Consider the following 20183-nt stretch of genomic DNA (forward strand, 5'->3'; position numbering starts at 1 on the left):
CATGATAGGTAAGATGGGTTTTTTCTTTAGCACGCCGCCGCCTGTTATCCGCAATGTTACGCTGATTACATTGCTGATTGGGGCATCCTTTCTGGCACATTCGCAGGAGAAGGCTGATGTCATTTTGTATAACGGACAGCTGATTACGTTGGATGACCAACAACCAAACGCCCATGCGTTGGCGGTGAAAGGGCAACATATTGTTGCCGTCGGCAATAACGAGGAGATAAAAAAATGGTCAGGCCAGAATACAAAAGAAATTAATCTGGCGGGGAAAACGGTTATCCCCGGGTTAATTGATGCGCACCTGCATGGCATCCGGGGAGGACGAACGTTTTTATTCGAAACCTACTGGTTTGATGCCAAAAATTTACCTGATGCGTTGAATAAACTGTCGCAATCGGCAGCACAGAAAAAGGCCGCACAATGGGTGGCCGTTGTCGGCTCATGGATCCCCGAGCAATTTGCTGAAAAGCGCGATCCAACCTTTCAGGAGTTGAATCAGGCGGTACCTGAGAACCCGGCTTATATCCAGAGTCTTTATGATTATGCGCTGTTAAATCAATCCGCGATTGATACCCTGAAACTGAATACCGCCAAGCCAGATATTCCTGCCGGAATAGAAATAGAACGTAATGACCACGGGGCAGCAACCGGGAAACTGCGTGGAACTATCGGCAGTTTTAATCAGCTTTTTGCTCAAATTAGCCAGGACAGCGATGTTAAAGAGAATCTCAACGCCTTTATCCGCTATTTAAATCAACGGGGTGTGGTCGGGTTTATCGATCCTTCCGCGGGGCAAGAGCAGGCTTATCGTGATTTTTTTAAATTCCAGCAACAACACCCTCTCAGAATGCGCGTGGGCTATCGTTTATCGGCGCCGCCAGGTAATGAGACGGAGTGGTTTAAACAGCGCCTGGCTTTTCGCCCGGCAATCCATGATGACGGGAAAATCGCCTTTTTAGGTTTTGGTGAAAGCTTAGTTATGGCAATGAATGATGGCGTGCGGATGTCATCGGGATTTAGCGCGTCTTCGAATGCGAAACAAGAGCAGTTTAAAGTGTTACAACTGGCGGCGCAGGAAGGCGTTCCCGTTGAAATACATGCCTATACCGATGATAGCGCAGAGGCGATTTTAGACCTCATTAGTGACGTTGCGAAATCGCATGATATCGCGTCGTTGCGTTGGTCAATTGCCCATTTAAATACCGGCACGCCAGAGACTCTCGCCCGGATGAAAGCACTTGGTTTGGCCTATTCTGTTCAAATGGGGCCGTATTTTGAAACTCCCGCGATTGAACGCGCTAACGGTAAAGAAGTGGCGGCGCTGTCATCCCCCATTCAACCCGCGCTGGCGCAAGGGATTGTTGTTGCGGGAGGTACTGATGCGACGCGAATTGGCGTTGCAGGCGTGTGGCATGCCATTGAATATCATGTGACGGGCAAAGCGCTTGATGGCACGCTACGCCATGAAAATCGCCGGTTAAGCCGGGAAGACGCATTAAAAATGTATACGTTAAACGCCGCCTGGCTGGCTTTTGCTGAACAGCAGCGGGGAAGCTTGCGTGCGGGTAAGCTGGCCGATTTTGCCGTGATTAATCAGGATATTCTGGCGATTGCGGCAGATAAACTGCACCAAACGGAATCACTGTTAACGTTTGTCGATGGGCAACAGGTCTACCCGCCGCAATAAAGGATGCGAAAGAAAACGGCCCTGCAAAGGGCCGCTAATTTGGACAGAAAAGCGAATCAGGCAAAGATCGTCATCAGATAGGCGATAAACAGTGCCAGATGGGCCGCACCGTTAAGCACGTTCGTGCGCCCGGTCGAGAAGGAGATATGACACAGTACCAACGAAGAGACCATCACAATCATCTCTGGCGAACCTAAGCCAAACACCAGATCGTTGCCCGTCGCCCACGCAATCAGCGTCACAACCGGAACCGTCAGCGAAATGGTGGCGAGCACGGAGCCGAAGAACAAATTCATCGCCCGCTGTACCTGATTGCTCAGCACCGCTTTCAGCGCCCCCAGCCCTTCAGGGGAGAGGATCAGCAATGCGACGAGGAAACCGGTGAACGCAACCGGCGCGTTCAGTTCCGTTAACAGTGTCTCCAGCGGGTTAGCGTTCATTTTGGTGACCGCGATAACCGCAATTAAATGGATGATTAGCCAAGCCGCATGCCACATATTGCTATGCGCTGATGGTTTGCCGTGATGCGGATCGTCGTCGTCACCCTCGTCTTCATGTTCGTAAATAAACAGGCTCTGGTGGGTTTTGGTCTGAATCAGAAGAAATACGCCGTACATCGCGGCAGAAATTAACGCCACCAGCAGCGCCTGCGCGGTGGTGAAATTCGCGCCCGGCAATGCCATCGGGAACACCAGCACAATAATGGCCAGTGGGAACAGGGCGATCAAATACTGTTTAATACCAAACAGGTTCATATACTGGGTGGCGAATTTACGCCCGCCTAACAGTAATGAAAAACCGACCAGACCCCCGGTGACAATCATAATGATCGAATAGAGCGTATCACGCATCAGGGTCGGCGCGGCGTCACCCGTTGCCATTAATGCAGAAATTAAGCTAACTTCAAGAATAACCACTGACAGACTGAGGATCAGGGAGCCATAGGGTTCGCCGAGTCGGTGGGCTAATACGTCTGCGTGACGAACAACGCTAAATGCGCTGCTTAATATGCCCACCAGAGCAAGCGCATTAATGCCGATAACCACTGGTAGTGACTGGCTGCTCCCCCATAAAAACAGCACTACCAGCGCCACAATCGGGAAGACGAGCGAGGTCTCCTTGTGGCGGGTTTTTACCGCCTCATGTGCATGTGTCATTTACGTTACTCTCCATCTCTGCAGGTATTTATAATTATAAATGTATTAAAGAATGTGAAAAATAACAGATATCTCGGTATTTCCGATCTGTTTTTACGTAATTTTACGGCGTGGCCTGTTTCTTGCCTCAAAGTGAGTAAAATTCCTTATCTTGTTTAGAGAGCATTTAAATAACAATGTGTTAGTTTTAATTGAACACAAATATTGACACTGGTAATAGGGAAAATGTCGGTACTGAGCGAAACATAAGTACAGGATATAAAGTGCCGTTGAGTCTTTGTAGCCTTGCAAGCGGTCAGTGAATTGCCTATTGTCCTGATATTGGTTTCAAAATGAGCAGCAAAAAAGCCCGGAAGGCGTCAAAAAGTTGTCGCAGGGATGTTGCAGTGGCGGAGGTGTAAGGTGTTAACGCGTGATTTTTTATTGAATGCCGACTGTAAGACGGCATTTGGTGCTATTGAAGAATCACTACTCTGGTCAGCGGAACAACGTGCAGCCTCACTGGCCGCCACGCTCGCTTGCCGACCAGATGATGGACCGGTGTGGATCTTTGGTTATGGATCGTTGATGTGGAACCCGGCCTTAGAGTTTGAAGAATCGTGTACCGGCACGTTAGTCGGCTGGCATCGGGCATTTTGTCTGCGCCTGACGGCAGGACGAGGCACGGCGTGTCAGCCTGGACGGATGCTGGCGCTGAAAGAAGGGGGACGTACCACCGGTGTGGCCTACCGCTTGCCGGATGCCTCGCTGGAGCAAGAATTGTCGCTGCTGTGGAAACGCGAAATGATCACCGGCTGCTATCTTCCGACCTGGTGTCAGCTCACGCTTGATGACGGGCGGACGGTCAATGCGTTGGTCTTTATTATGGATCCGCGGCATCCGTTGTTTGAGTCCGATACGCGCGCGCAGGTGATCGCGCCGCTGATTGCCGCCGCCAGTGGGCCACTTGGGACCAACGCGCAGTATCTGTTCTCGCTGGAACAAGAACTGTCCCGGTTAGGGATGCAGGATGACTGTCTGAGCGAACTGATCGTCACGGTCAAACGACTGCTGGGCGAGGTGTTACCGGAAGGGGTCATGCGACCAGGATTTGCCTGAGCCGGAGAACTGCCCGAGAAGCGAAAGTGCTTTCGGGCAGCTAACTATCAGGCTGCGATATAACTGATGGAATGCTCCAGCGACTGGCTGTGGCTGTCGATCAGAACATTCCACGTGCCGGTATACGGCACGGTCAGCCATGCGTTATCCCGATCCTGCACGCTTAAAATGTCAGTCTGCGTGTCTTTGACGTGATTTTTCTCGCTCATCAGATGAATGTGACAGCGCTCAGAGCAGCGCACTACCACCGTATCTCCACCAAACAATTTCAAACTTGCCTTCACTAATGCCATTTTTCACCCCGTTCTTGAAAACAACGTACTTTCTGTCGAAAGTGCTGCGTGATGTTGTTCACATTTCACTCATGGCATAACACCAAAGGGGGAGGGACGGGATGCTGATTTTGATCAAAAAATGGCATAACGATTAAACAAAAATGACAAAATCCCTGAAAAGCGTTGAAAGGGCGTGCTTACGTTTAGAGAAACCGCGCCCCTGACAGATTAAATCTGGAAATATCCGGCTCTTTCAGTGTGCTTGCCTGAAAAGCCGTCTATCAGAAGGTTAACACCTTATCTGCTGCCAGCGTCCACTGGGCTAATTCCACCAATGTCCCGACTTCAACGCCGTCAATTAACGGCAGCGTGGTAATGCCACGACCATCGGTGCAGGTTTTGCACAGCTTCACCGGCACGTTTTGTGCGGTCAGGATCTCCAGCATTTGCTGAATATTGTAGCCTTCCGTCGGCTTCTGCCCGCGTATTCCCGCCGTTACTGCGTCCGACATCAAAAAAAGTCGCAGGTCGAGGCTGTCATCCTGTTCGCGCAGGGCAATGGCCAGACGCAGACTGTTAAATAACGATTCGCTTCCATAGGCCGCACCGTTCGCGACGATCACTATCTTTTGCATTTTGACTCCTGTTGTCAGGGGGGCATGGATATTGCTAGCTCTTTGGGAAAACCCGTTATCCGTGAGAGCAGAGATGATGACACATGCGCAAGACCCCGGTGCCACGCAATGGTTTCATCACGCACGCCAGCTTGAGAATACCCAGCTTCGCCAGTTGGCGCAGTCAAGCCAACTAGTGACGCGCATTAGCCATCTGGTGCATATGCTACAGTGCGAACGCGGTGCATCCAACATTTGGTTGTGCTCCCGTGGGTCACTTTACGGTCCGGAGGTCCGTGCCAGCCGCGCACTGGTGGATGAGGAATGTCGACAACTGCACGCGCTGTTTACGCAGCTTATGCCGCAGGCCAGCAGCACGCTATGCCATCGCATCGCCGGTACCGTCTGGTGCCTGGCGCAGTTGCCCGCATTGCGTGAAGCGGTCAGCGGGCAGGCGTTAGATGCGCAACAGGCCATGGCGCAGTACAACCGTGCGCTGCGGCATGTGCTCGGTATTGTCCCGCAACTTAATGACAGTATTGATGACCCCTACGTTGCCCGCGGGATGGTGGCCCTGTACAGCTTTATGCAGGGCAAAGAGCTGGTGGGGCAAGAGCGGGCATTGGGCGCGATTGGCTTTACGCTTGGCGAATTTGAGCCGCCTATGCGCCAGGCGCTGGTGGATCGGATCGACGGACAGCAGCCGTGCTTTGAAGCCTTTAGCTCACTGGCCTCACCGGCGCTGGTGCAGCATTTTCGCCAGCAGTGTGAAGCCTCTGGCACGATTGAACAGTTGCGTCGACAGGTTTGCACGCGACACCCGCAGGCCGATAACGGCGAAAGCACGCTGCGCTGGTTTACGTTGCAGACCCAGCGGCTGGAACGTTTACGCGACGTGGAGGAGAGGCTGATCGGCGAGCTGATGCAGGCCGTTGAGCGGCGTCTGGCGGAAGACGCCAACGCGCTGCCGCTCGATAACTGGCTTGATGATAGCGCCGATGACAACCTCTGCCTGCGTCGCGACAAACAGCTTCTGCTGCTGGTTCGCCAGCAGGCACGCCAGCTCGAGCAGATGAGCGGCCAACTGGCGTCGCTACAGGATACGTTAGAAGAGCGGAAGGTGATTGATAAGGCGAAAAGTGTACTGATGAATCATCACAATATGAGTGAGGAACAGGCCTGGCAACGGCTGCGCAAAATGGCGATGGATAAAAATCAGCGGATGGTGGATATCGCCCGTGCGTTGTTGACCGTGAAATCACTTATTCAGGGATAGCGGCTGCACAACAGACGAGCAGCCTCTGCCATATTCGGGTGCAAAATAACGTCACCGGGAGGTAAAAGCCGCTCAGCGCGCCAGCGAAATTCTGGCATCCGAATTGCATTCATCTCTACAGACAGTTTAGCAACAGACCAACGGCGGTTTGTCTGCTTTGAGGATAAAGGCGTCCTGCAATGCTTCGGCATTGCCGGGCGCTTTTTTTTTGTTATGGGGAGCATGTATGGGTGACAGAACAGTTTTGCTAACGCGGCGGCGATTCCTGCAGGCCAGCGCCGCCATCGGGGGGGCATCCCTGATTTCCGGCCTGATGCCATCGGTGTGGGCTGCAGGGTCTGACGCGCCAGAAATGACCACGGTCAGAGTGGGCTTCATTCCCCTCACTGACTGCGCGCCGTTGGTGATTGCCGCGTTGAAAGGCTTTGATAAAAAGTACGGCATTACGCTGGTGCCCAGCAAAGAGGCCAGTTGGGCGGCGGTACGTGACAAACTGGTTTCCGGCGAACTGGACGCCGCCCACGTTCTGTATGGACTCTTGTACGGGCTGGAGTTGGGCATCGCCAGCAAACCGCAGGCGATGGCAAATCTGATGACGCTGAACCAAAACGGCCAGGCCATCACGCTGTCTGCTGCGCTGCAGGAGCAGGGGATCACCGACGCGCCGTCGCTGAAAAAGCTGATTGCCGGGCAGGCGCCAGGAACCTACACCTTCGCGCATACCTTTCCTACCGGCACGCACGCCATGTGGCTCTATTACTGGCTGGCCAGCGCCGACATCAATCCGTTTACCGATATCCGTACCGTGGTGGTGCCGCCGCCGCAAATGGTGATGAACATGCGCATCGGCAATATGAGCGGTTTCTGCGTCGGCGAGCCGTGGAATGCGCGGGCCATTAACGACCGCATCGGATTTACCGCCGCTACCTCGCAGGCAATCTGGCCCGATCATCCGGAAAAAGTGCTCGGCACGCGCCGGGAATGGGTGGAGAAGCATCCGCACACCGCCCGGGCGCTGGTCAGCGCCGTACTTGAGGCGTCACGCTGGATTGACGCCAGCGAGGCCAACAAACGTGAAACGGCGCAAATCCTTGCCGGGCGCGCCTGGCTCAATACCAAAGCACAGTACCTGACCGGGCGCATGCTGGGCGAATACGACAACGGTGCTGGTCATCGCTGGCAGGACGCGCACCCGATCCAATTCTTTCGTGACGGAGAAGTCAGCTTCCCGTGGCACTCGGACGGCATGTGGTTCCTGACGCAGTTCCGTCGTTGGGGGCTGCTTAAGCAGGCGCCGGACTATGCGGATATTGCGGCCAGGGTCAACCGTATTGATATCTGGCGCGACGCAGCGACGGCCGTTGGCGGCATAACCCCGCCTGCGCAGCTATTGCGTACCAGCACGCTGATGGACGGTGCCGTGTGGGACGGTCGCGACCCGGAAGCGTATGCCAACCGATTTACCCTCCACCGTAAAGGAGCCTGAGATGAAACAAAACACGCAACTAAAAACCTCTGAACCGGCTGTGGGGGAGGTGATCACGCTGTCAGCCGTGACTGTGAGAAAACGCAAAACGCCGGGCTCTTTGTGGCTGCACGCGTGGGTCAGGCGAGCCGTGCCCGCGCTGCTGGGGATGGGCCTGCTGGTGGTGTGCTGGCAACTGGCGGCGATCAACAGCCAGGGATTTCCGACGCCGCTCAGCACGCTGGACTCGGCGCTGACGCTGTTTGCTGACCCGTTCTATAACAATGGGCCGAACGATATGGGCATCGGCTGGAACGTGCTGGCGTCATTGCAGCGGGTGGCCATTGGTTTTGGCCTCGCGGCGCTAGTCGGCATCCCGCTCGGATTTCTGATTGGCCGATTTACCTTCGCCTCACACATGTTTTCACCGCTGGTCGCGCTGCTGCGCCCGGTCAGCCCGCTGGCCTGGCTACCGATTGGGTTGCTGCTGTTTCAAAAGGCGGAACCGGCCTCCAGCTGGACCATTTTTATCTGCTCCATCTGGCCGATGGTGATCAACACCGCCGAAGGGGTGCGCAGAATTCCTGATGATTATCTCAACGTCGCCCGCGTGCTGCAGCTCTCCGAGTGGACGGTGATGCGCCGCATCCTTTTTCCTGCCGTGCTGCCTGCGATCCTCACCGGCATGCGGCTGTCTATCGGTATTGCCTGGCTGGTGATTGTGGCCGCCGAAATGCTCACCGGTGGACTGGGTATCGGCTTTTGGATTTGGAATGAGTGGAACAACCTCAACGTCGAAAACATTCTTATCGCCATTGTCATTATCGGCGTCGTGGGCCTGCTGCTTGAGCAGGGGCTGATGCGGGTCGCCCGTCGTTTTAGCTGGCAGGAAAAATAAGGAAACCGCATGAAACCCATTATTCAGGTACAGGCAGTGAGCCAACGTTTTTCCACCGCCAGCGGCGAGTTTCTGGCGCTGCAAAACGTCTCGTTTGATATCCATGAAGGTGAAACGGTCAGCCTGATTGGTCATTCCGGCTGCGGGAAATCGACGCTGCTGAATTTGATCGCTGGCATCACGTTACCCACTGAAGGCGGCCTGCTTTGCGATAACCGCGAAATTGCCGGGCCGGGGCCGGAGCGGGCGGTTGTATTCCAGAATCATTCATTGCTGCCGTGGCTGAGCTGCTTTGACAACGTGGCGCTGGCGGTCGATCAGGTCTTTCGCCGCACCATGAACAAGGCCGAGCGGCGCGAGTGGATTGCGCACAATCTTGAACGGGTGCAGATGGGCCACGCGATGCACAAACATCCAGGCGAGGTTTCCGGCGGCATGAAGCAGCGAGTGGGCATTGCCCGTGCGCTGGCCATGAAACCCAAAGTGCTGCTGATGGATGAACCGTTTGGCGCGCTGGATGCACTCACCAGGGCACATTTGCAGGACACGGTGATGCAGATCCAGCAATCGCTGAACACCACCATTGTGCTGATCACCCATGACGTCGATGAGGCGGTGCTGCTCTCTGATCGGGTGATGATGATGACCAACGGCCCGGCGGCCACGGTGGGCGAGATTCTGGCGGTAAATCTGCCGCGCCCGCGTAACCGCGTCCAGTTGGCGGATGACAGCCGTTATCACCACCTGCGGCAACGCATCCTCCACTTCCTGTATGAGAAACAGCCGAAGGCGGCGTAAGGGGGCGATATGGCGCAACGACTGGTCATTGTGGGGCACGGCATGGCGGCGACGCGCCTGACCGAGGCGCTGCTGGCGTTCAAGCGCAGCGACATCGCGATCACGCTTATCGGTGAGGAACCGCAGCTGGCCTATAACCGCATCCAGCTATCTCCGGTGCTGGGTGGGGAGAAGACGTTTGCCCACACGCTGCTTCATCCGCGCCAGTGGTATACCGACCACGGCGTGACGGTGCTGAGCGGGGAACGCGTGCTGGCCGTTGATGCTGCGTGCCGCCGGGTGACGACCACCAGGCGCATCCTTGAGTGGGATGAGCTGGTTTTTGCCACCGGCTCGGTGCCGTTTATTCCGCCAATTCCCGGCGGTGAGCAGGCACATGTGCACGCGTTTCGCACGATGGCGGATGTGGAGGCCATCTTGCAACGACCGGGCCCGGTGGTGGTGCTTGGCGGCGGCGTACTCGGCGTGGAGGCGGCGGCAGCGCTACGGCTAGACTGTGACAACGTCACGTTAATTCATCGCGCCGAACGGCTGATGGAACACCAGCTGGATCGGCAGGCCAGCGATCTGTTGCAGGCCCAGCTGACAGCGCGCGGTATTCGCTGCGTACTCAATTCCGGGATTACGTGTATTGAGGGAGAGCGCGTCACATTGCTGGATGGTGAGCAGTTGGCCGCGCAGCGGGTGGTGATGGCGACCGGCGTCAAACCCAATATCCACCTGGCGCAGCAGAGCGGTGTGAGCTGCCAGCGGGGGATCGTGGTGGACGCACAACTGCGTACCACCGTCGCAGGCATCAGCGCGGTGGGCGAGTGTTGTGAAATTAACGGCCAGACCTGGGGGCTGGTGGCACCGTGCCTGCAGCAGGCCGAGGTGCTGGCTGCACGCCTGGCAGGCCAGAACGGCGAGGGATTTCGTTGGCAGGATCGCGGCACGCGCCTGAAGGTGACGGGAATCGAACTGTTCAGCGCGGGGGTAACGGACGCCGAACCCACGGATACCGCGTTGAGTAGCTGGGATCCGCTCAGCGGACACTACCGCCGTCTGCTGATTCGCGACGGAAAACTCCATGGCGTGCTGTTAATGGGCAATTGCCGCAGCGCTGCGCCGCTCACCGATTTGCTGGACGCACGCGCGACGGCAAATTCCGCCTGGCTGTTTGACCGCTTTGATACGCAGCCACCGGCTGCAGGACTGATGACGATGACAAAACCGACGCTGGCTGTTGTGGGACACGGTATGGTTGGCCACCATTTTCTTGAGCAATGCGTAAGCCGCAACCTGCATATGCAGTATCACATCGTGGTGTTCGGCGAAGAACGTTATGCCGCCTATGATCGGGTACATCTTTCCGAGTACTTCGCCGGGCGCAGCGCGCAGTCTCTGTCACTGGTGGACGAGGACTTCTTTGCGCGTCACGGTATCGAGCTGCGACTTGCGCAGTGCGTGACGGAAATAGACCGTGAAGCACGGGTTATCCGTACTGCCAGTGGCCATGAAACCCACTGGGATGCGCTGGTGCTGGCCACCGGATCGTACCCGTTTGTGCCGCCGGTAAAAGGCGGTGATTCCGCGGATTGTTTTGTTTACCGTACGCTCGACGATCTCGATGCCATTGCGGAAAAAGCAAAAAATGCCCGGCGTGGGGTGGTGATTGGCGGTGGGCTGCTTGGGCTGGAGGCGGCCAATGCGCTGCGCCAGCTTGGGCTGGAAACCCATGTCGTTGAATTCGCCGCGAACCTGATGGCGGTGCAACTGGATAATGCCGGCGCCGCTATGCTGCGCGAAAAAATTGAGGCGTTGGGCGTGGGGGTGCATACCGCAAAATCCACCCGCGAAATTGAGCGTACGCCAGACGGCCTGGTGCTGCATTTTGCCGACGGAGAGCGGCTGGAGACCGATCTGGTGGTGTTCTCCGCCGGTATTCGCCCGCAGGATACGCTGGCTCGCCGCAGTGGCTTACACCTCGGCGATCGCGGTGGAATAAGCATTGATAGCCACTGCCGCACGTCAGATGACGCCATTTACGCCATTGGCGAGTGCGCGCTGTGGGAAGGGCGGATATTTGGACTGGTGGCGCCGGGCTATCAGATGGCGCGCGTTGCCGCCGCGCGGCTGGCCGGGGAAGAGGCAAGTTTTGGCGGGGCGGACATGAGCACTAAGCTCAAGCTGCTCGGCGTTGATGTGGCGTCATTTGGTGATGCGCAGGCGCGCACGCCGGGGGCGCAAAGCTATCAGTGGACCCACGGCCCGCAGCAAATCTACAAGAAAATCGTCGTCAGCGCCGATGGCAAAACGCTGCTGGGCGGCGTGTTGGTGGGCGATGCCAGCGATTACGCCACGCTACTGCAAATGATGTTGAACGGGCTGGCGCTGCCCGCGCAGCCGGAATCGCTGATCCTGCCTGCTGTGGCGGGCGGCGCACCGAAAGCGCCTGGGGTGGCGGCACTCCCTGACACTGCACAAATTTGCTCTTGTCATAACGTCAGCAAGGCCGATATCTGCCGGGCGGTCAGCGCCGGGGCGACGGATATCGGTGCAATAAAACAGTGTACCAAAGCGGCAACCGGCTGCGGCGGGTGCAGCGCACTGGTCAAACAGGTGATGGAGCATCAGCTGGCCGCGCAGGGCGTGGAGATCAAAAAGGATATCTGTGAACACTTTCCCTGGTCGCGTCAGGAAATCTATCACCTGGTGCGGGTGAATCATATTCACACCTTCGAACAGTTGATTGCCCGCTATGGACACGGGCACGGCTGTGAAATTTGTAAACCGCTGGTGGGGTCGGTGCTGGCCTCCTGTTGGAATGAGTATCTGCTTAAACCTGCGCATCTGCCGTTGCAGGATACGAACGATCGCTATTTTGCCAATATTCAAAAAGACGGATCGTATTCGGTGGTTCCGCGCATGCCAGCGGGGGAAGTGACGCCGGATGGTCTGATTGCCATTGGTCAGATTGCTAAACGCTACCAGTTGTACAGCAAAATTACCGGCGGGCAGCGGGTTGATCTCTTCGGTGCGCGGCTTGAACAGTTGCCCGATATCTGGCGCGAGCTGGTCGAGGCGGGGTTCGAGACCGGGCACGCTTACGGGAAGTCGCTGCGTACGGTGAAGTCCTGCGTCGGCTCAACCTGGTGTCGCTACGGTGTTCAGGACTCAACCGGACTGGCAGTCACGCTGGAGAACCGCTACAAGGGTCTGCGCGCGCCGCACAAAATCAAAATGGCGGTTTCCGGCTGTACCCGCGAGTGTGCCGAAGCCCAGGGGAAAGATGTCGGCATCATTGCCACGGATAAAGGCTGGAACCTGTATTTGTGCGGCAACGGCGGCATGAAGCCGCGCCATGCCGATCTGTTTGCCAGCGATCTGGATGACGCCACGCTGATTCAGACCATCGATCGTTTCCTGATGTTCTACATCCGCACTGCGGACCGCCTGCAGCGCACCAGTACCTGGATGGACAATCTCGAAGGCGGTATTGATTACCTGCGCGAGGTGATCATGGACGACAGCTTAGGTATTGCCAGCGAACTGGAACAAGATATGGCGCGGGTAGTGGAAAGCTACCAGTGCGAGTGGCAAACCACGCTCAGCAGTCCGCAACGTCTGGCGCTGTTTCGCTCTTACGTCAACAGCGATGCCCCGGATGACGCCATCGCGCGTCAAACCTTGCGCGACCAGCCGCAGTTGGCCCCCCTTGTACATCATGCTCGTGAGACATTGCCGGTGAAACCCTGGCAGGCTATCTGCCCGCTTGAGGCGATCCCGGAACAGGCAGGGATTGGTGCCCTACTGGGTGACCTGCAAATCGCGCTCTTCCGTTTTGGTCAGTCGATTTATGCGCTGGATAATCGTGAACCCGGCAGTGAAGCTCAGGTACTTTCGCGCGGCATTTTGGGGGATGTGGCCGGTGAGCCTGTTGTTATCTCGCCGCTGTATAAACAGCGCATTCGCCTGCGCGATGGTCGCCAGGTTGACAGCGGCGAGCAGGCGGTACGCGCCTGGCCAGTGAAAGTGGTGGATGGAAAAGTGTGGGTGGGCAATCAGGCATTGATTCTGCGCGCGGAGGCTTCATGAGTGAGATACGTACCACATGTCCCTACTGCGGCGTCGGCTGCGGGGTGATCGCCCAGGTGAGCGAAAAAGGCGTTAGCGTCCGGGGCGATCCTGACCATCCGGCAAACTTTGGCCGCCTGTGCGTCAAAGGCGCGGCGCTGGCGGAAACTACCGGGCTGAGCGGCAGATTGTTACAGCCGACGGTTGACGGGGCGAAGGTCAGTTGGTCGCAGGCGCTGGAAACCGCAGGTACGCGTCTGCGCAGCATTATCGCCCAGCACGGCTCGCAGGCGGTGGCCTTTTACGCTTCCGGTCAGCTACTGACGGAAGATTACTACGCGGCCAACAAGCTGATGAAAGGTTTTATCGGTGCGGCCAATATCGATACCAACTCGCGGCTTTGCATGTCGTCGGCGGTGACCGGTTATAAGCGGGCGCTGGGTGCCGACGTGGTGCCCTGCAGCTATGAAGATATCGAGTGTAGCGATCTGGTGGTGCTGGTGGGATCGAATGCTGCGTGGACGCATCCAGTGCTGTACCAGCGGCTGGTGCAGGCGCGACAAACCAATCCATTGTTGAAGGTGGTGGTTATCGATCCCCGGCGTACTGCCACCTGTGATATTGCGGATCTGCATTTGCCGCTGCTGCCCGGCAGCGACGGTGGGCTGTTCGTGGGTTTACTCAACCGAATAGCCACCGACGGTGCAGCGCTGGGCGATTTTGACGGGGAAACGGAAACGCTGGCTATCGCGCGTGACTGGGACGTGGCGCGGGTGGCGCAGTTTTGCGGGCTGGAGGTGGCGGAAGTCACCGCGTTTTATGACACGTTTATGCATGCGCCAAAGGCCGTCACGCTGTACACCATGGGCATTAACCAGTCCGCCAGCGGCAGCGATAAATGCAATGCGATCATCAACGTCCACCTGGCCAGCGGCAAATACGCCCGCGCCGGGTGCGGGCCATTTTCGCTGACCGGACAGCCAAACGCGATGGGCGGTCGCGAGGTGGGCGGGCTGGCGACGCAGCTGGCGGCACAGATGAGTTTTGACCCGCAGGACCTGTCGCGCGTGGCCCGTTTCTGGGGCGCTGAGCGGCTGGCGCAAACGCCGGGGTTGATGGCGGTCGAGCTGTTCGAGGCTATTGGCAGCGGCCAGATCAAAGCGGTGTGGATCATGGGGACTAACCCGGCAGTATCGCTCCCGGACAGCCATGCCGTGTGTCAGGCGCTGGCAGCCTGCCCGCTGGTCATTGTCTCCGAGGTAGTGGCCGATACTGATACCAGTCGCTATGCCCACATTCGCTTTCCGGCGCAGGCCTGGGGAGAGAAGAATGGCACGGTGACCAATTCAGAGCGGCGCATTTCTCGCCAGCGCGCCTTTTTGTCCTCCCCCGGTGAGGCACGTGCGGACTGGTGGATTATCGCCCAGATGGCTAAACAGCTGGGGTATGCCGGGGCGTTTAGCTGGCAAAGCGCGTGGGAGGTCTTCTGTGAACATGCGGCGCTTTCCGGTTTTGAAAATAACGGCGAGCGCGCCTTTGATATTGGTGCCCTGGCCGATATGACGCACGCGCAGTGGGAAGACATGACCCCGGTTCGCTGGCCGGTCAGTCGACGCGTAGCGCCGCTAAACCTCTGGCAGGGCTGGCACGCTAACCAGCGTTTGCGGCTGGTGCCGGTTACACCGCAGGGGATGACCACCGCCTGCGATGCGCTTTATCCGCTGGTGTTAAACAGCGGGCGTATCCGTGACCAGTGGCACACCATGACCCGCACCGGCACCGTTTCACGCCTGATGCAGCACATCAGCGAACCGCTGGTCGAGGTGTCACCCGAGGACGCCGTACGATTTCAACTGACCGGGGGAGCGCTGTGTCGTATCAGTTCCCCGCGCGGGCTGATGGTGGGCAGGGTGGCAATCCAGCCAGGTCAGCGGGCGGGCAGCGCGTTTACCTCAATGCACTGGAACAACAGCTTTGCCCGTCAGGGCCGGGTAAACGCGCTGGTCGCACCGGTGTGCGATCCCCATTCCGGACAGCCAGAAAGTAAACAGACGGCGGTGCGTATCATGCCCTGGCAGCCGCAATGGCAGGGGGAGATGTTTAGCCGCCATCAATTAACACTGCCCGGTTTTGTCCATTGGTGGCGCAAAGCGGCGGATACGGTTTTTCGCTATACCTTGGCGGGTGACAGGGAATTCGCCAGCTGGCTATGCCAGTACTGCATGGCACAAGGCTGGCAAATCCAGCAGGCGCACTGGGGCCAGGGGCTGAATATTCTGGCCTGGCGGGAAGGGCAACTGATGCTGGGATTCTGGTCGGCGGCGACGCAGCCTGAGATTGACACCGTCACTATTCTCGCCGCGTTTGCGCGAGCGCCAGACAATGCTGAAATACGTCATGCGCTGCTGAGCGGCAAACCCGCAGGTATAGCGCCTGACGAGGGGGCGATAGTGTGCAGCTGTTTCAGCGTAGGCGAAACGGCGATCGTCCGGGCGATCACCGACGGTTGCCATTCGGTTCAGACTCTGGGGCAAAAGCTGCGCTGCGGCAGCAACTGCGGGTCGTGCATCCCGGAGTTGCGTGCTTTACTGAAACAAACGCTAACGCTTAAAGAGTAAGGATATTCCTGAAAATTTGAGAAAAGGCTGCAAATTGCCGGCCTGAAAGGTATGGTTAACGGTCGAGAGACCTGACTTTAATGATGTAAAAGCCACCGACGATTTGAGCCGTTTTTTCAGTTGTACACGTAGTTTCCTCCTACTCTTGCCGCTGGCAGGCGGTACTGCCAGCGCGCAGTCTTCGTTTATCCAGCAGGCCGCCAACCCGTTTGACAACAATCATGATGGCTTGCCCGATCTTGGCATGGCGGCGGAGTCCCGGGCCGGTGAAAAGCATTTTGCCGAAATGGTCAAAGCGTTTGGCGAAGCCAGCATGACCGATAATGGTCTTGATACCGGTGAGCAGGCGAAGCAGTTTGCGTTTGGCCAGGTGCGTGACACGGTCAGCGAGCAGGTGAATCAACAGCTGGAGTCGTTGCTTTCTCCCTGGGGCAATGCCAGCGTTGGGCTACAGGTGGATAACGAGGGTAGCTTTACCGGCAGCCGGGGAAGCTGGTTTATTCCCTGGCAGGATAATCAACGCTACCTGACCTGGAGCCAGATGGGGATAACTCAGCAAGATGAGGGGCTGGTCAGTAATCTGGGCATCGGGCAGCGCTGGGTACGCAACGGCTGGTTGTTAGGTTACAACACCTTTTATGACACTCTGCTGGATGAAAACCTGCCGCGCGGTGGCGTGGGTGCCGAAGCGTGGGGCGAGTATCTGCGCTTATCCGCCAATTATTATCAGCCGTTCTCGTCCTGGCAGGAACGTTCTGCGACGCAGGTGCAGCGCATGGCGCGGGGATACGACCTTACTGCACTGATGCGGGTCCCGTTTTATGAACATCTCAATACCAGCGTTAGCGTGGAGCAATACTTTGGCGACCAGGTCGATCTGTTTCATTCCGGAACCGGCTACCACAACCCGGTGGCGGTCAAGCTGGGGCTGAGCTACACGCCGGTGCCGCTGGTGACGGTGACCGCGCAGCATAAGCAGGGTGAAAGCGGGGTCAGCCAGAACAGCGTCGGTGTAAAGCTTAACTATCGCTTTGGCGTGCCGTTAAAAAAACAGTTGATGGTCAGCGAAGTGGCAGACAGTCAGTCCCTGCGCGGGAGTCGTTATGACTTACCACAGCGTAACAATCTGCCGACGATGGAATATCGCCAGCGCAAAACCCTGGCTGTGTTTCTGGCAACTCCGCCGTGGGATCTCACGCCTGGCGAGTCGGTGGCGCTGAAGCTGGAGGTGCGCAGTCTGCACGGTATTCGCCACCTGACGTGGCAGGGGGATACGCAAGCGCTGAGTTTGACGGCGGGAACTACCACCCGGAGTGCAGAAGGCTGGACGATTATTATGCCAAAGTGGGACAGCAGTGACGGGGCAACAAACCGCTGGCGGCTGTCGGTGGTGGTGGAAGACGAACAGGGTCAGCGTGTCTCTTCCAATGAGATCACGCTATCACTGACCGAACCGTTTAGCGCGGTGTCGGAAAATGATCCTCGTTGACGATAAGCAGCATACAAAATTAGAAAATGCGTTCCTGATGCACCCATACCGCGGCTTCTACGCGTGATTTGAGCTTCATTTTCTTCAGCATATGCTTCACGTGGACTTTGACCGTACTTTCGGTGATGTCCAGACGGCGGGCAATCATCTTGTTAGGCAGGCCCTGGGCAATCAGTTTCAGGATATCGCGTTCGCGCGGCGTGAGCTGGGTGACATCGCGGTCTGAGGTGGCACGATTAGCACGCAGGCTGGCGGCCAGTACGGGTGTTAAGGCTTCGCTGAGCACCATTTCACCGGCGGCTGCTTGCTGTAATGCCTTCAGCAAATCTTCCGGTTCCATGTCTTTCAACAAATAACCATCCGCGCCGCGTTTCAGGGCGGTGACCACGTCTTCTTCATGATTGGAGACGCTGAATACTACGATGCGGCCGGACAGGGATTTTTCGCGCAGCTTATCGAGCGTTTCCAGACCGTTCATACCGGGCATATTGAGATCCAACAGGATCAGATCAGGGTCAAGAGATTCAGCCAGCTCGATACCCTGCTCGCCATTACTGGCTTCGCCGACCACGGTAATATCGGGCGCCATGCTGACAAGCTGTTTTACACCGGTTCGCAACATCGGATGATCGTCGATCAACAGGATGGTTGCCGGTTCCAGATTACTCATGGGTATCTCCTTGGACTTCTGTGAAGTTTGTTTCGGGAATAAAAGTGACAGCAACTTCAGTACCGCCAGTCTCGCGACGGCGTACACGGCAATCGCCGCGCAAGCTCTGCGCACGATCGCGCATAATAATCATGCCGTAGTGGTTACTGCGTTCGGCGTTTTCCGGTACGCCGCAGCCGTTATCTTGCACTGTCAGTTTGACCTGCTTGCCATTTTGCACCACCGTCACCACAACGTTATCGGCGTGAGAGTGTTTCAGGGCATTACTCAGGGCTTCACGGGCAATTTGCAACAGGTGAATAGCCTGGTGCGAGGGCACCAGACGCGGTGGCAGCTGGTAATCCAGCTTCACCGTAAAACCAAATCGGGCGCTGTATTCCTGGCAGCTGGCTTCCAGCGCCGGGCGCAATCCAGGCTCCGTTAACTGTAAACGGAAGGTGGTTAACAGCTCACGCAACTGCACCCAGGACGTGTTCAATTCGTTACGAATTTGACCCAGCAGATCGCGGCAGTTTTCCGGCAGCGTCTCGCCTTGCATCTGCAAACAGCTGACCTGCATCTTCATACAGGAAAGTGATTGTGCAATAGAATCATGCAGTTCACGTGCAATGGTGGCACGCTCTTCCATCACAATCAACTGCTGCTGTCGCTCCTGGTGCCTGTCCAGCGCCAGCGTCGCGGTCAGTTGCTCAACCAGGGTATCAACCAGTTGCTGCTGGTCGTGGCTAAGATGACGTCCGTGCGGCAACGTGGCCAGCAGAATACCATACTGAGTATGCGCATCGGTCAGTCGCCATTTCAGTGTGATACCGCCTTCAATGGCGGGCAGCGTACCGCGTGGGCATAGATGACACCCTTTTTCATCACAGCTGACGTTGGACTGACAAGTAAACTCCTGGTGATTATCTTCATCTTCCAGGTCGTACACCCGCAGTTCGATATCATGCAACAGCGTTAAATTTTGTAGTCCGTTGAGCACCGGGGAAAGACGTTCACACAGCGGTACCTGAGAGTGCAGGCGGCGGTTAGCTTGCCACAGGAAAGAGAGGATCTGGTTTTTATGTTCCAGACCGGCTGTTTTCTCTTGCACCCGCTGTTCCAGTACCGCGTAACTTTCGGCCAGCTCTTCTGACATATTGTTCAGCGCCGAGCCCAGGGCCGCCATTTCATTACGCCCGCTGATGCGTGCGCGTTGGGTAAAATCACGCTGGCTAACGGCTCGCGCCATCGATAGCAGCTGTTTCCACGGCTCCAGCAGACGGACGCGCAACCAGATAATGGTAAAGACCAGCAGCAGAGCCATAAACACGGCCATCAGGCGGTGCAGCATCACCACGCGTTCAATACGCAATTCCGTGGTGTGATCAAAGGCGGTCACCAGCTTATCCAGTCCCGCCACAAACTGCGTAACGTCCTCGGCAACGGCATCCGCGTTTTGTGCATGTGATAACCCTGGTGCCAGTTCGGTATGCCAGTAATCTTGTAACGCCTTCAGCTGTGCCTGTTGTCCATCACGCTTAGCGGCGCGCGTTAGTTCCGGGCTGAAGGCCGTTCTTTCCATCTCTTCCAGCAGGGGCTGGTCATTGGCATCCAGCGGAACTGCCGCCAGCAGACGGTAGCTCTGCATACGCAGGGAGCCGGCTTTATTGATTGCATGCGCGCTGCCCTGTACGCCCTGAACCAGCCAGCCGGAAACGGCCATACCCGCCACGCCGAGTGCGGTGGACAGTAAAACAATCAGCGCCACCTGGTTGACCAGCGTAAGCGGAGAGAGACAACGTTTGAACATGGTGACTTCTTCCTTCAGGATTTCGTTGCACCGAAATCCTTATTGAATGACGATTCTGCTGCAGGCAGTGGCGTTATTCTCAGCTATAGACTGGAGTATACCCATACCTCAAACGGGCTACCCCTTAATTGCCATGGGTGGGAGAGATTCCTGACTGAGGGGAGTAGGGCGCGACAGAAGCGTGAAAAACCAGACCTTTTTTACCGATGTTGTGTACTCATTTGGGGTAATGATAAATTTTAAGCAATAATAATGACACCTTTTCCTTTGATTTATATCAACTTACC

14 protein-coding genes are annotated in these 20183 nt (G+C 56.7%); 9 read left to right on the top strand and 5 right to left on the bottom strand.

What is annotated here, in order from left to right; translation table 11 throughout:
• The first annotated feature begins 1 nt into the window (after nucleotide 1).
• Nucleotides 2-1693 (top strand): amidohydrolase, encoded by a 1692-nt coding sequence (locus IMQ48_RS10500; RefSeq protein ID WP_196208984.1) that lies wholly within the window; start codon nucleotides 2-4, stop codon nucleotides 1691-1693.
• A 56-nt stretch (nucleotides 1694-1749) separates the two neighbouring features.
• Here the strand turns inward: IMQ48_RS10500 and chaA are convergent, their stop codons facing one another.
• A complete protein-coding gene (gene chaA, locus IMQ48_RS10505; protein ID WP_196208985.1) occupies nucleotides 1750-2850 on the bottom strand; it encodes a sodium-potassium/proton antiporter ChaA in 1101 nt (366 codons plus the stop codon).
• Between the two features lie 402 nt (nucleotides 2851-3252).
• Here chaA and IMQ48_RS10510 point away from each other — a divergent pair, with 402 nt between their 5' ends.
• Nucleotides 3253-3948, top strand: coding sequence for a gamma-glutamylcyclotransferase (locus IMQ48_RS10510; protein ID WP_096756772.1), 696 nt, complete (start codon nucleotides 3253-3255; stop codon nucleotides 3946-3948).
• Between the two features lie 47 nt (nucleotides 3949-3995).
• Here IMQ48_RS10510 and IMQ48_RS10515 read toward each other — a convergent pair whose 3' ends face one another.
• A complete protein-coding gene (locus IMQ48_RS10515) occupies nucleotides 3996-4241 on the bottom strand; it encodes a DUF1883 domain-containing protein (RefSeq protein ID WP_096756773.1) in 246 nt (81 codons plus the stop codon).
• A gap of 263 nt (nucleotides 4242-4504) precedes the next feature.
• The gene (locus IMQ48_RS10520; protein ID WP_096756774.1) at nucleotides 4505-4858 is read right to left on the bottom strand and encodes a DsrE/DsrF/TusD sulfur relay family protein; all 354 of its coding nucleotides are present in this window, start codon (nucleotides 4856-4858) and stop codon (nucleotides 4505-4507) included.
• A 73-nt stretch (nucleotides 4859-4931) separates the two neighbouring features.
• Between IMQ48_RS10520 and nasR the strand changes: the two genes are divergently transcribed.
• From nasR to IMQ48_RS10555, 7 genes are all read left to right on the top strand, one after another.
• On the top strand, nucleotides 4932-6113 hold the full coding sequence (gene nasR, locus IMQ48_RS10525; protein ID WP_196208986.1) for a nitrate regulatory protein NasR: 1182 nt from the start codon (nucleotides 4932-4934) through the stop codon (nucleotides 6111-6113).
• Nucleotides 6114-6339: 226 nt separating this feature from the next.
• Nucleotides 6340-7599 carry a CmpA/NrtA family ABC transporter substrate-binding protein gene (locus IMQ48_RS10530; RefSeq protein WP_196208987.1) on the top strand — a complete coding sequence of 420 codons (1260 nt, stop codon included), beginning with the start codon at nucleotides 6340-6342 and terminating at the stop codon, nucleotides 7597-7599.
• Between the two features lies 1 nt (nucleotide 7600).
• Entirely contained in the window at nucleotides 7601-8476 is an 876-nt protein-coding gene (gene ntrB / locus IMQ48_RS10535; protein ID WP_196208988.1) for a nitrate ABC transporter permease, read from the top strand.
• A 9-nt stretch (nucleotides 8477-8485) separates the two neighbouring features.
• The gene (locus IMQ48_RS10540) at nucleotides 8486-9274 is read left to right on the top strand and encodes an ABC transporter ATP-binding protein (protein ID WP_115258295.1); all 789 of its coding nucleotides are present in this window, start codon (nucleotides 8486-8488) and stop codon (nucleotides 9272-9274) included.
• A 9-nt stretch (nucleotides 9275-9283) separates the two neighbouring features.
• The gene (gene nirB / locus IMQ48_RS10545; protein WP_196208989.1) at nucleotides 9284-13351 is read left to right on the top strand and encodes a nitrite reductase large subunit NirB; all 4068 of its coding nucleotides are present in this window, start codon (nucleotides 9284-9286) and stop codon (nucleotides 13349-13351) included.
• On the top strand, nucleotides 13348-15948 hold the full coding sequence (locus IMQ48_RS10550; protein WP_196208990.1) for a nitrate reductase: 2601 nt from the start codon (nucleotides 13348-13350) through the stop codon (nucleotides 15946-15948). The genes nirB and IMQ48_RS10550 overlap by 4 nt, the downstream gene beginning before the upstream one ends.
• 103 nt (nucleotides 15949-16051) lie before the next feature.
• Nucleotides 16052-17437, top strand: a complete 1386-nt coding sequence (locus IMQ48_RS10555) for a YchO/YchP family invasin (protein WP_196208991.1) — start codon at nucleotides 16052-16054, stop codon at nucleotides 17435-17437.
• A gap of 19 nt (nucleotides 17438-17456) precedes the next feature.
• On the opposite strand, the gene narL is transcribed toward IMQ48_RS10555, so the two are convergent.
• Nucleotides 17457-18107, bottom strand: coding sequence for a two-component system response regulator NarL (narL, locus tag IMQ48_RS10560; RefSeq protein WP_003020756.1), 651 nt, complete (start codon nucleotides 18105-18107; stop codon nucleotides 17457-17459).
• Complete coding sequence (gene narX / locus IMQ48_RS10565) at nucleotides 18100-19896, bottom strand: nitrate/nitrite two-component system sensor histidine kinase NarX (RefSeq protein WP_196208992.1); 1797 nt, start codon at nucleotides 19894-19896, stop codon at nucleotides 18100-18102. Before narX ends, narL begins: the two co-directional genes overlap by 8 nt.
• Nucleotides 19897-20183: the final 287 nt, after the last annotated feature.

Source organism: Citrobacter sp. Res13-Sevr-PEB04-36 (assembly GCF_015672735.1).
GTDB lineage: Bacteria > Pseudomonadota > Gammaproteobacteria > Enterobacterales > Enterobacteriaceae > Citrobacter.